This is a genomic window from Komarekiella delphini-convector SJRDD-AB1 (assembly GCF_014831675.1).
Lineage (GTDB): Bacteria > Cyanobacteriota > Cyanobacteriia > Cyanobacteriales > Nostocaceae > Komarekiella.
Genome location: NZ_VJXY01000032.1, coordinates 45974 through 59593, shown reverse-complemented (window position 1 = coordinate 59593; position 13620 = coordinate 45974). Strand labels below are relative to the sequence as shown.

General features: G+C 38.1%; 9 protein-coding genes. 6 read left to right on the top strand and 3 right to left on the bottom strand.

From position 1 onward, the window contains the following. The first annotated feature begins 110 nt into the window (after positions 1-110). The 6 genes from FNW02_RS24400 to FNW02_RS24375 all read left to right on the top strand — a co-directional run bounded on the left by FNW02_RS24400 (position 111) and on the right by FNW02_RS24375 (position 7511). Positions 111-1274 (top strand): amidinotransferase, encoded by a 1164-nt coding sequence (locus FNW02_RS24400; RefSeq protein ID WP_191760074.1) that lies wholly within the window; start codon positions 111-113, stop codon positions 1272-1274. 315 nt (positions 1275-1589) lie between these two features. After that, positions 1590-1853 carry an acyl carrier protein gene (acpP, locus tag FNW02_RS24395; RefSeq protein WP_191760092.1) on the top strand — a complete coding sequence of 88 codons (264 nt, stop codon included), beginning with the start codon at positions 1590-1592 and terminating at the stop codon, positions 1851-1853. A gap of 46 nt (positions 1854-1899) precedes the next feature. Continuing rightward, the gene (locus tag FNW02_RS24390; RefSeq protein ID WP_191760073.1) at positions 1900-2670 is read left to right on the top strand and encodes a hypothetical protein; all 771 of its coding nucleotides are present in this window, start codon (positions 1900-1902) and stop codon (positions 2668-2670) included. A 167-nt stretch (positions 2671-2837) separates the two neighbouring features. Next, positions 2838-4211 carry an amidase gene (locus tag FNW02_RS24385; RefSeq protein ID WP_191760072.1) on the top strand — a complete coding sequence of 458 codons (1374 nt, stop codon included), beginning with the start codon at positions 2838-2840 and terminating at the stop codon, positions 4209-4211. A 147-nt stretch (positions 4212-4358) separates the two neighbouring features. After that, complete coding sequence (locus tag FNW02_RS24380; RefSeq protein ID WP_191760071.1) at positions 4359-5963, top strand: glycosyltransferase family 39 protein; 1605 nt, start codon at positions 4359-4361, stop codon at positions 5961-5963. 231 nt (positions 5964-6194) lie between these two features. Continuing rightward, complete coding sequence (locus FNW02_RS24375; protein WP_191760070.1) at positions 6195-7511, top strand: glycosyltransferase; 1317 nt, start codon at positions 6195-6197, stop codon at positions 7509-7511. Between the two features lie 630 nt (positions 7512-8141). On the opposite strand, the gene FNW02_RS24370 is transcribed toward FNW02_RS24375, so the two are convergent. The 3 genes from FNW02_RS24370 to FNW02_RS24360 all read right to left on the bottom strand — a co-directional run bounded on the left by FNW02_RS24370 (position 8142) and on the right by FNW02_RS24360 (position 11868). Then, positions 8142-9953, bottom strand: a complete 1812-nt coding sequence (locus FNW02_RS24370; RefSeq protein WP_191760069.1) for an ABC transporter ATP-binding protein — start codon at positions 9951-9953, stop codon at positions 8142-8144. Positions 9954-10161: 208 nt separating this feature from the next. Next, positions 10162-10800, bottom strand: coding sequence for a response regulator (locus FNW02_RS24365; protein WP_191760068.1), 639 nt, complete (start codon positions 10798-10800; stop codon positions 10162-10164). 405 nt (positions 10801-11205) lie between these two features. Further along, positions 11206-11868: a LuxR C-terminal-related transcriptional regulator gene (locus FNW02_RS24360; RefSeq protein WP_191760067.1), complete on the bottom strand. Its 663-nt coding sequence runs from the start codon at positions 11866-11868 to the stop codon at positions 11206-11208. Positions 11869-13620 lie beyond the last annotated feature (1752 nt).

Here is a 13620-nt window from a genome sequence, read left to right as displayed (position 1 = left end):
ATGCGTCCTTTGTGGTAGCCTGCGGCAAGCCGCTCTGCGTCTACGTTTTGTCCTGATTTTGCCTAAGTTCTGGATTATTAAGCAAAGTAAAAATTTTGGAGCAGATAGTTATGGAACTCAGCAGTATACAAACAACAAATAGAGCAATTGAAAATAAGAGTTACGAAGAAGAATTTCAAAACGCAAATACAGATAACTTAGTTGTTAATTCATATAATGAATGGGATCCATTAGAAGAAATTGTTGTTGGTAGATTAGAAGGTGCTATTCATCCACCTAAACACATATCTTTGTTAGGAGGAATTCCTAAGAAACTTTACAATGTTCTTTCCTTTGTTGGTGGAAGTAAAGTGTCGCAGAGATGGGGCATTGCACCAGCACAAAAAGAATTAGATGAGTTTATTCATATTCTTGAATCAGAAGGAGTGAAGGTTAGGCGTCCTAGTTTTACTGACTATAGTCGGACTTTTTCTACTCCTAACTGGAAATCTAAAGGTAACTGCTCAGCTTGCCCACGAGACTGTTTTTTAGTCATTGGAAATGAAATTATTGAAGCACCTATGTCCTGGAGATGCCGTTATTTTGAACGTCATGCTTATTACCCTTTATTTAAAGAATATTTTGAGCAAGGTGCAAAATGGACTTCTGCTCCTAGACCTATGCTACTAGATTCTCTATATGACAAAAACTATACTGTCCCTAAAGATGGAGAATCTATGCGTTATGTTATTAACGAATCTGAAGTTGTTTTTGATGCTGCCGATTTTGTCCGCTGTGGCAGAGATATTTTCGTAACTAAAAGTAATGTAACTAACGAAGCTGGAATAAACTGGTTACAACGTCATTTGGGAAATGATTTTCGCGTTCATACTATTGAGACACGCTCGAAACAACCTATGCATATTGACACTACATTTGTGCCTCTTGCACCAGGAAAAGTAATGATTAACCCAAAATATATTGACGTTAAAAAACTGCCATCAATTTTGAAATCTTGGGACATATTAGTTGCACCAGAACCAGTTATTGTTAAAGGAGGTTTATTCAGTGAAACTGCTGCTCTTTGTAGTATGTGGTTAAGTATGAATGTTTTGGTTCTAGATGAAGAACGGGTAATCTGTGAAAAATCCCAAGAACCAACAATTCAAGCCTTAAAAGATTGGGGATTTAAACCAATACCTTGCAATTTTTTACACTTCAATCCCTTTGGAGGTGCATTCCATTGTGCAACTTTAGACATTAGGCGTCGCGGCACATTACAATCCTACTTTTAGACCTAATGTAAAACAACCTAAACATTTGAAAATTCTTCCTAATCGGCCATGAATAACTCTATTTTATTAAATAATAGTGAGCCTCTGACAAATAAACAGAGTCATAAAAATCCATGCTTTGCAACAGCATCACCAGAAGTTTGGGACTTTCGCATTGATTGTTATCGATATCAGATTTGTAAGCAATGGCTGCAAGCCCGCAATGGCTTTCCTTTAAATAAGGAAGATATTCCACGCTACCAGCGTATTTTAATGATCTTGAAAGAATTAGCTCAACTCATGGAGGAAATTAAAACAATAACTCAGTCTAACCAGTTGAAGAAGGTAAAGGTTTTTGAAAAAGTCCAAAATGTTGTTGTAGAAAAATTGGGAATTGAACCAGAAAAAGTCACTCCGATCGCAAATTTTACCCGAGATTTAGGAGCGGATTCTTTAGATACGTTAGAACTAATAGTTGCTTTGGAGGAAACATTCAATATTGAAATCTCTAATCAAGCAACTACAAAACTTGTGACGGTACAACAGACTATCGATTATATTAGTCAACAACTTGAGCTTAACGTAGAGTTAGCTAATTGAAGATCAACCTACCACTAGATTAGTATCCAAAAGAGGTAAATAAGATATGACCACTTTAACTAGCAATGTTGTTATGCGCCCCTATGTATCTTATTGGGGTATGCACAAGTCTGCCCGGATTTTAGATTTAATTACATCGCTTTATTTTCCGCTCTATGAACTATCATACAAAGATTTTTTTGCTTATTATCCAGTTCTAGGGTTTGTGGAAGCTTTAGTATATGAAGTTGATGAGGCAGTAGAAGCCCTTCAAGAAAAAGAATTATTTTCTGAAGTCAAAAACCCTTGGAATCAAAAGCATAAAATCATCATTGATGTACTTAAAACAAAAAACTTATATCATCCGTTAATTGAACAAGAATTAGAAAATTTGGGAAAATACTTTGAATTAGAAAGTCAGTTAATATCTCAAAAAGATGTAACTTATGAAGATATTATCAAAGCTACTGAGCTACGCACTTCTGATATACGTGCTCTGCACGGAATTTTAGTACAAGTGGCTAATAAGACTTTTGATCAAAAGTGTTTTGATGTTATGTGGCCTTTAGAGGTACTTATTGATATTTATGATGATATTACTGATTATAAAGATGATGTGGATAAAAACCACTACAACACCTACCGCATGTTTGTTAAATTCTATGGAAAGAAAGCACCTGACTATCTAAAAAAAGAGTTGGCTAGATACGAGTCTCTATTTGTCAAAAGACTAGATAGTCTACCAAGAAAAGAGCAAAAAAGATTTATAAAACTTGTATCTGAATTGGAAAAAGATAATTCTGATAAAACTATTCCTCAACCAATTATGGAATGGTAAGGTAGTTGGTAATTGGCTATTTACTAGACCTCTTACATAAATCAGATTATCAACTGTTAAACAGATAATTTTCTCACTACTATCTGCGTTTCAAGCTTTCCAAGAAACGCAGATAAAATTTTAAAATCCCGATTTTTGCAATAAGTTTATTAATGGAGTAACTAATAATGATTGATCAAGTTTGGGAAAATTCAACTATGGAAGTCATTGGATACGGTATTGATAATGGCAATATAGATCCACGCGAATTAGTTGAGTATTTTTTAACTAAAATTGATCAAGAAACAGGGAAGAAAAAAATATTTATAGAGGTTTTTGAGCAACAAGCCAAAAAACAAGCAGATGCCGCATATAAAAGGGCGACTACTAACACACGACTTTCACTTTATGATGGTATTCCCCTTGTATGGAAAGACAATTTTGATATCCAAGGTAAACCAACAAGTGCAGGGTTGAAGCTTCTATTGGATAGAGTTGCTCAAAAAGATGCAGTAGCTTACAAAACATCTGTTGATGCTGGCTTTATTTGTCTTGGTAAAACCAATATGACGGAATTGGCTTTTTCGGGTCTAGGAATTAATCCTACATTCGGGACACCAATAAATCCTTTTGGTTCTGAGCAAGCAAGAGTTCCTGGTGGGTCTTCATCAGGTTCAGCTATTGCTGTGGCAAAAGGTCTATGTTGTGCCGCTATGGGAACGGACACGGGTGGCTCAATCCGAACACCCGCTGCTTGGAATAATTTAGTTGGTTTAAAAACAACTGCGGGGCTAATTTCAACAGAAGGTGTTATTCCTCTAAGTCAAACATTAGATACAGTTGGTTTTATTACTCGTTGCGTTGAAGATGCAGCTATTCTTTACCATGTAATGGCTCAGACTAACAAGATTGATTTTTCGGATGTTGGATGTAAAGGTTTAAGTTTACTAGTATGTACAAATATTGTCTGGGACAATGCTGATTCTGAAGTTGCGGCTATTTTGGATGCTTCTATAGAAAATATTGCAGCACAAGGGGCACTTATTAAAAAGGGCAATATTCCAGAGTTTGAACAAGCACTAAAACTTATTAATACAAAAGGTAATATTGTTAACTATGAGGCAAGTAAAAATTGGCTGGAATTTTTAGAAGCTCATCCTAACTCTATTTCACAAGACATACTAGATAGATTTTATATAGGAGCAAAAATTCAGGATAGTGACGCTCAACAAGTTTACCAGGGGTTAAAAGACCTTCAAAAGCAGTATTTGCAGAGAACGAATGATTATACTGCTGTTATTATGCCAACTGTGGCAAATGTACCACCGATTATCAATGATTTAGAACAAAATAGTCAAAAGTACACCGCAGAGAATCTCTTGTCATTACGAAACACACGTTTAGCAAACATGCTTGGATTGTGTGCAATTTCTCTACCTGTGGGATTCACTTCTTCAGGGTTGCCAGTCGGTCTGATGTTGGTGGGAGCACCATTCTCCGAGGTATCGCTTTTGCGCCTAGCTTTGGCGATAGAAAAAGTATTTTCAAGACAACTTTTCTAAAACTAGCGCTTTCAAGGTGGGTGAAAATCCCAAAAAAACTCTCCACATTTGGGATTTTTCATCTTCGTATCATCATGTTTACTAACAAAAACAGATAGTTTCAGGCTTTTTCCAATCATCTTTTGATAAGTTTGGTTATGAGGCAGCATGGTAAGTCGCAAACAGATTGTCTGGTTAAAGTTTTTAGTCATTGTTCTATTGTTATTGGGTGTATTTTTTCGCTTCGTTAATCTTGACCGAAAAGTCTACTGGTTTGATGAGACTTTTACCTCATTACGGATTTCTGGCTATACACAACAAGAAGCGGCCAAGCAAGTTTGTGATGGACGCGAAATTGGTGTTGAAGATTTACATAAATATCAGCTTTCTGCTGTTGAAAGAACTTCAATAGATACTATTAAATCTTTGGCAGTGGAAGTCCCTCAGCATTCACCTTTATATTTCGTGATTGCGCGGTTTTGGGTGCAATGGTTTGGCAATTCAGTCGCAGTAACGAGGAGTTTGTCTGCCTTAATTAGCTTGTTAGCGTTCCCCTGTCTCTATTGGCTATGTCTGGAATTATTTAAGTCATCTCTGATGGGATGGGTAGCAATTGCACTGTTAGCTGTATTGCCATTCCATGTACTATACGCACAAGAAGCGCGGCAGTATAGTTTGTGGACTGTGACAATTTTACTATCAAGCGCAACATTGCTACGAGCAATGCGAGTAAAAACGAAGTTTAGCTGGGGAATGTACGCAGCAACCCTAGCATTGGGATTGTATACATTTCTGTTTTCTGCGTTTGTGGCAATTGCTCATGGTATTTATGTAGTTGCAACTGAAAGCTTCCGATTAAGCAAGACGGTTACTGCCTATTTACTTGCGTCTTTAATAGGGCTTTTAGCTTTTATGCCCTGGTTGTTAGTTGTTATTATTCAGTTAGCCCAAATTCATGAAACAACAAGCTGGACATCTGAAACTAAAATATCTCTTTTAGAATTAATTGCAGCGTGGACTCTTAGCATTAGCTATTTTTTTGTTGATTTTAACTACGATTTCGAGCGAACTTTTAATAACACTACATTGGAATATGTGCAGCTATTTTTGATTCCTTTTATCTTAGTTTTGGTAGGATATTCAATTTATTTTATCTGTCGCAAAGCTTCAAAACGGATTTGGTTGTTTGTCTTAACGTTGATTGTGGTTCCAGTGTTGCCTTTAGTAATACCCGATTTAATTTGGGGGGGGATTCGATCAGTAAACCCTCGGTATCTAATTCCTTTTTATTTGGGTATTCAGTTAGCTGTTAGTTACCTCCTGACCACTCAAATTACCTCAACCTTTGTTAAATGGCATCAGAAGCTTTGGCAGCTTATCAAAGTCACGTTGATCTCTGCTGGAATCCTGTCCTGTGTAATTAGTTCTCAAGCAGATACTTGGTGGAATAAGTCTCTTAACATCTATACTCCCCAAGTGGTTCAGATCATCAATAAATCTACTAACCCACTTTTGATTAGTTCCTGTCAGCTAAATGGTATAGGTGATGAACTATCTCTCAGCCATCTGCTTGCTCCAAAAGTACGGCTTCAGTTGGTAAACGAGCTAAATGTGCCTCAAATTTCTAATAGTTTTAGCGATGTATTTTTATATCTTCCCAATCACAATCTTTCTGTAGAATTAATTAGAAAGAAGTTAGAGAAAGGGCAAAAATATAAGCTAGAGGATATTTATCCCAAGAAGCTTCAGCTTTGGAAATTAGTAAAAATATAGACTGGAATTTTGTTGATAGTAAAATTTAAAAAGTAATCTATATAAACTTTACACAAGTTACTTGATTAACCTCAAAAGAACTAGTACTCAGGTATAAAAGAAGCGATAGTACAAGCTAAATTAGCGTTGTAGCTCTCAAATATTACTTGAAAAATACTTAGACAAATTATCAGCATCTCTAAATTTTTCTCACCTTAGAAACAATGAGCGAACTGTCAGGAGCATATTAAGATGGAGCGTATACTGCAAGAAAACAAATCTGTATTGTTTGCTTTATATCCTGAATGGGGTGGGTTCATGCCGATGATGGCATTGGCGAAGGCTTTTTCTAGACGCGGATGGGACGTGCTGTTTGTTCTCCCACCAGAAGGAGATGAAAAACTCTCCCTTCACAGCCAGCAAGTAGAACATTACAAGAAATATATAGAAGAACAAGGGTTTCAATATAAGCTTTTGAGGCCATTTCCCAAGCGGTTCGGAGGGATGCTTACACAGACTCGCCGTGAAACTGAGATTTTGGCGAATATACTTGAGGACACTATCAAGATTATCAAAGAGTGCAATGTAGGTCTGGTGCTCATTGATTCAATTATTTCATTTGTTGCTATTGCAGCTATAGAATCTGGAGTTCCTTATGTTGGGGTTGGTACGGCATTTGCTGGATTTATTAATTCAAAAATTCCCCCTTCAGACTCATCATTTATTCCCGCTCGCAGCTCATGGTCATCATTAATAGTTCTGTTGGACTGGATGTTGTTGGCTTTTGTAGCGAGATTGTTTATAACATTTCGTCCGAAATACTTCCTCAGATATTACTTTGGGATAGGAGCATTTGTGAGAAGTCGTGCGCGTGCGACGGGATTAACAGTAGGTTTTTCGGATTACGGCCCGATGTTCAAGTCTCCTTTACACTACTTGATGCCGAAAAGGCTTGACTTTGAACCCCGTCCTGGAGCTGAGTATCTTGGGTGTGTTGTGGATCTCTCACGTGCAGATGAAGATTTCAAAATGGATCGCCTCAGTGGCACTAAACCGCTGATCTACTGCTCGTTGGGCACACGCAGTTGGGAGTATCCTGCCAGCAAGCGCTTCTTCCGGGTTGCCCTTAAGACGTTTCAGCAACGACAAGACTATGAGTTCGTACTCAATATCGGAAACACCTGCGAAGTAGAAGATCTTGGAGAGATTCCAGATAATGTGTATGCCTGCAAGTGGGTTCCGCAAATGGCGGTTCTGCGGAAAAGTTCAATGATGATCACCAATGGAGGGATGAATACGATCAAAGAGTGCATCTGTCTTGGTGTCCCGATGATAGTTCTCCCCGCCAGAAACGATCAACCCGGAAATGCGGCGAGGGTAGTTTATCATGGCTTGGGTGTAAGGGGCGATCTTAGGTGGATCGAGCATCGGGAATTGTCCAGACTGATTAATCAGATTTCCAGCGACAAAAGCTATATTAAGAACATTGAGCAAATGCAAAAGGAATTCATGCGTCTGGATAAGTTTGAGACTGGAATTGATTTACTTGAAAGTTACATAGCAGCATAATGGAACTTCCAAAAAAGAAAATATCCAGTCAATAATAATGATAATTATTAAAAGCGGTAAGAATATCCTGCCATTCGCAGCGTCTCCTTACCGCTTTTTTGAGTATTAAATGATTCGCTGAAAAAGTTATTGAAATAAATCACAGTTCAATAGACTTCTTGCAAAAATCCGAATTAAACCAAAAATAATACCAATTAAAAAAAAGAATGTGACAGACAGAACATGTAGAGACGTTGCATTGCAACGTCTTTATCAAAGGATTTGTTGCAATCATTAATTGAATTGGTATAATCACAGATTAACACAGATGAACACTAATAAATATCAGTGTTCATCTGTGGTTCGATTTAATATATCTCGACTTATGCAATAGGTCTAATTAAAATTTATAGCAATTAAATTGTATCATGCGTTTCGTAAAACATTATAATAGAGCAAGAGTTTGATGAATAATATATTTATTTTGTATAACTATGTATAACTATAATTAAAAATACTAAAGTCCTAAAAGATTACCAGAAGGAAAGCCACTATAAGTGCAGATTTTTGATGCGGTTTTAGAGAGAAATTATTTTCATTTTTTGAGTTTTTTTCGATAATTTATTCTTTGGAAGTTTCTCACTTACACAGTCAGTGAGAGAAATCTCCCAATTTTGGCTGCTCCAGGCTGTTTTCGCCAACTTGAGATTCTCCCCTTTGTTTACACCAAAGTCGATAATACAGACTCCTAAGCTTAAGTAACTCTTTATGAGTACCCTGTTCAATTAGTTTTCCTCTTTCAAGTACGAAGATGCGATCGCAATTCACAACAGAAGTAAGCCGATGAGTTACAGAGATGACGGTACGACCTATTGCTAAATTGCTTAGGGTGGTATTAATAGCTAACTCCGTCTCTGGATCTAGCGACGAAGTTGCCTCGTCGAGTATAAGTATTGCTGGATTGCGTAAGATTGCCCGCGCTATAGCAATTCGCTGCCGCTGACCACCTGAGATTTGCCCACCTCTTTCACCCACTACGGTGTCATATCCCTGAGGAAAACGCCGGATCGTGTCATGGATTTCTGCTGCTTTTGCGGCTGCTTCGATTTCCACATCGGTTGCATCGGGCTTACCCAGGCAGATGTTTTCACGAATTGTGGTGTTGAAAAGGAAAGTTTCTTGGAAAACAGTGCCTATTTGTGCGCGTAGCGATGCTTGAGTGACTTGTCGCAGGTCGTAACCATTAAACAGGACTGAACCCTCGTTAGGATCGTAAAACCGCACGAGTAGGTTGAGGATTGTACTTTTGCCAGAGCCACTAGGGCCGACAAAAGCTACAGACTCACCTACTTGAATCGTAAAACTGATTTTGTCCAGAATGGGCTGCGTTCCGTAATAGTTAAAGGTTACATTTTCAAAGCGAATATCTTTTGCCAACTGTGATAGTGGTAATGCATCAGCTAAATCCGTCACTTCAGGTTGCTCAGCCAGCAGTTCTTTGATGCGTAGCATCCCACTTGTAGTCCTTATTAGGGCTGGCACTTGTTGAGTCAAACCATCAGTTGCGATATTCACGTTCAACAGAAGGCTGATAAACCCGACTAGCGCTCCTGTTGTCAGATAGCCACGCATGGCTAAAAAAGCACCAAAACCAATGATTAATAACTGAAGAAAGTTAATGCTCAGGTTTGAAAGCCTTCCTAGTAGAACACTGTAGAAGTTACTGCGTAGGCTGCTGTGTAATAAGACAATCAGTTGCTCTCGAAATTGGAATAGCGCTAACTTTTGCAATCCAAAGTTCCTAATCACAGGTTGAGCACTGATATTCTCTTGAAGTATATTTAAAACTTTTGCTTCGTCTTGCCTGCGTCTATAACTGGTCTTAGCAACCCGTAACCCAAATAGGTGTGGCCCCATAAAGCCTACGAACAACGTGACCAAAGTGACTAGAGCTAGTCGCCACTCGACGACGAAGAGTAACAGGGTACTAATAACCATTAAAAGGATGTTGAAAGTGCCCATCGGGATATCAATGACAATCGCTCTCTCGATGTCAGCTAAATCGCTGGAGAACCGAGACATGAGTTCGCCCGCTTGAACGCGAGTGTAAAAACCCAAGGATAGGTGCTGCAAATGATTGAACATTTTGAGGCGTATATCTTTCAAAACACCTGCTCCTATTCGAGCACTGAGATAATCCTGACTAAGACCAGCTAAGGATTGGATGATGAAAGCGACGCCCAGTCCGCTTAGTAAGAGTATAAGGAAATTAGCATCACGATTAACAATGGCGCGATCAAAGATCAACTGATAAGCAAAGGGAACAAGCACCTCAAAGGCCAGTTGGAATAGCACTGCTAAGATGAGCAAAACCCATTGACCCCAGTACTTTTGAAAAAAAGTGAGAGAAAATTGCAAGAACCATACCAGGTCAGGTGAGAAAAGACGTGTATGAAGTTTCATAATAGTTCACAGGATTTTGCATCTTAGGACAAGAGCGTGAAGGTAGTGTTGGTTATGCAACTTTAGTTGACTACCAAAAATCTGGATAAAGGGAGGTTAAGCCTTTTAAGAGACGGCTTTCTATGTTTTCATTTCAGGATTGCCACACTAACAATACCCTCTTTTTTTGGCGAAGTTATTGATATCAATATTTGGTTTTTCACTCTTTCTAAATGGAAATATTTTGCTTTGCCCAGAGAGCGGCCTGAGTGCGATCGCGTACTCCCAATCGAGCTAGAATCTGACTAACATAGTTCTTAACCGTTCCCTCGCTCAGATGTAGCACCCTGGCAATTTCTCGATTATTTTTACCTTGAGTAACTAGGGTTAACACTTCTAATTCCCGCTCACTCAAAAGCTGCTGATAAGAGTTTTGTTTGACAGCAGGTGGAGGGTTGAGTTGAGCAAAGACTTTATGTGCGATCGTTGAACCAAGTTGACAGTAGCCTTGGTGTAGGGTGCGAATGGCCGCCGCCAACTGTGCTGCGGGAGTACTTTTCAGGAGATAGCCGAGTGCGCCTGCTTGCAAAGACTGCCAAATATACTCGTCTTCATCAAAAGTTGTGAATACCAGAATTCTAATCCAGGGAAAACGTTGATGTATTTCGCGCGTTGCCACCACGCCATCGCAGATAGGCATCCGCACATCCATGAGGATAACATCGGGCTGGAGTTGTTCGGTAAGAGCGATCGCTTCTTTGCCATGACTAGCTTGACCAATAACTTCTAAGTCTTCTTCTAGTGACAGTAAAGATGCTAATCCTTGCCGAAACAGCGTTTGGTCGTCTACAAGCAGAAGTCGAATCATTGTACTACTTTAAATTTAGTCAAGGAATTAGAATAGAAAACTTTTTGGTCTTACTATCCAAACATTCTAAAAGAACGCTTACCTTATGTCTTTGGGACACAAGCAGAGGCGCAAAGCCTTGTGCCTCTCAGCAGTGATACAGACCATCAGGGTAAGCCACTACTCTGATTTTTCGCTTGATATCAGAGTTTTATGAGCAGCTGATGTCCTAAACTACCTGGCAACAGCTATTTGTTATGGCAAACACCTGGAAAGCAGAAGGCTTAAATAGGTTTAAAGATGTTTTTTGACTTCGCCAACAGCATCCACTGCAACTCTAATAGGGTAACTATCTTTTTCAAAACAGAGTTCAGTGATTGCAACAATGCTTTTCAGATTTTTGCATTACACTCTACAATGCTATGGTTATCTCGGTTCTAGTACTTTTCTGGAACTCTTTTGGCTATGTTCCATAGCCCACACAACCGCTTCAGCTCGTGAACTGACTGCTAATTTAGCATAGATGCGGCTGATGTAATTCCGCACTGTCTGGTGTCCAAGGTTTAGCTCACAAGCAATGCGAATATTATCCCAACCTTGTGCAATCATGCTGAGAACTTGTTGCTCTCGCTCTGTCAAAGCGGCTTTTCCATCTTGATTTAGTTCATTCTCTTCTTGTGCAACAAGCTCCTCTAAAAGGCTCTGACTGTACCATGTATTACCTTTTGCCACTGTACGAATAGCACTAACCAACGTTTGTGGCTTTTCAGATTTCAAAACACAACCTACTATACCGCCTACTCTTAAAATAGAGGGATAAAATTCACCACAGTTAGCCAGCGCGAGCATTTTTAAGTTTGGACAGGATTTATGTAAATAGAGTATTGGCTCAGGTGGTGTAAAATTTGGTGAATCTAGATCAATTATTAACAGATCTGGCTGAAGCTTTCGCTCCAATTCTTGAACTTTATCGGGATTGTTTGCTTCACCTACTATGATCAAATCTTTTTCAGCAATCAAAGTAGCACGAATAGCAACTCCCATTAGCGAATCTCTATCAGCCACTAGCACTCGAATAGTATTGTACATATGCATCCCTCCTGAATAAAGATTTTTATGTTATTTGACTATTCTTTCTTTATACAGATCTGTTATTTATTCAAGTTTTATGCAAATATTAACAAAAATCTATATCTATCAAAAAGCAACATACAAATTTTATTCAAAGACTTTCAAATAATACATTATTCAAGAGTTATGTCAAATAACATATCTCTATCAAATCATCATATATATCAATGAATCATCTATTAAAGTCTTGCGCTCTCTGCTAGTAGGTGAGTTGTTACAAATTTTAAAGTTTATTTTCAACATCTGCATTGCCTTTTGGTTAGGTAACTTCTACACCAGTTTTTGATACTACCACCTCTTTATCCTAATAAGAGTAAATACCGAATTTATCAAGAAAATATCTTGATACTATACTTATAAAAACCAAACAGTGTAAGAGTTTAAGACTTTAAGATTAAACCGAAGTTATGAAAAGATATAGTTTCGCTTAATCGTTTTATTTTTTACCGTAGTTTATAAATTTTGCTTCTTATATCAATAAGCATAGCTTAATTGCCGACTCAATTGCTTTTAATTTTAGCAATATACATCTAAATATTGATTGACCAAGATTATATTATGTGCGTGTCAATAGCAGAGCAAAAAAATGTAGAGTCAGCATTAAAATTATCGCCTACAAAAAAGGTTTAGAGGATGTACAAAAAGTGTTCAGTAATACTTAAATTCCTCTCACTTCTTGTGTTTCCGTCTCCCAAAAATGAGAAAATGACTTGAGAGATATGGATAGAGTTTTTTTACTTTTCAGACATCTTATGATAAGTTTTGTTAGAGCCACTCGGCAATTAAACAAGGGTTTAAACATTAATTATCCTAAAAGTCTTGAAACTATTGGATACCAATTATGAGCATTTTATGGATACAGCTTCATTAGTTTAGTTATAACTTTTTTTAGTTTAGTTATTTATTTAAGAAAATGAAAGCTATAAATCTCATATAAATCTCATATAAATCTCATATGCTTTTTGCTTAACCTCACGTCCGTTATCTAATTGCATCTTGCAATCTGTGTATTTTTTGCTTAATATCAATATAATACAAATTAAACTTAACTATCCACATCTGAAAAAGGTCTAAGATTTGATTTAATACTTTCATCATAGACTGATAGAGTTTATTATGACTTTCGTCATAATTTTACTCTTAAATATGGCATTTTAATGCATGTTGCAGTAGTGGCTAAAAATGAAAGGATGAATACAAAATTTGGTGTTGCCGAATCAGGGGATGAAATTTAATGTATTGAAATATCAAACTCTTTATTCTCTCTACGTCTGTGCGTCTACCGTTTGCCATTGGCAGTGGGGGAGCCAACGCTTTGCGCCTTTCGGAGTGAAACAGAGCATCGACGGTTCGCCTTTAACGTTTCCGCAGGGTAGTCGCTACACCTTGCGGGTTCGCGTAGCGTTCCGTAGGAAAGCAAGCTACAAACTTTTCTCTGCGTGCAATAAATCATCCCGCAATTATGCAACACCCAAAATTTGAGTCCTCCTTACCTCTTACGCTTTATCTGCGTTGGCTAGGTTACGAATTCAGGCGTTGCTGAGTAAAAATATGAATTTGTATCACGCAGCGGAAAGTTCTGTTCGCCGGAAGCCGGCGCTCAGACTTTCCAAGACAGAGCCACAGAGAGTAATATCATTTCTCTATGAAGATGCAACTTATCTATCTCCGTCTATCGCCGTCCCCTCTTGGCGAGAGGCGAGTATTGTA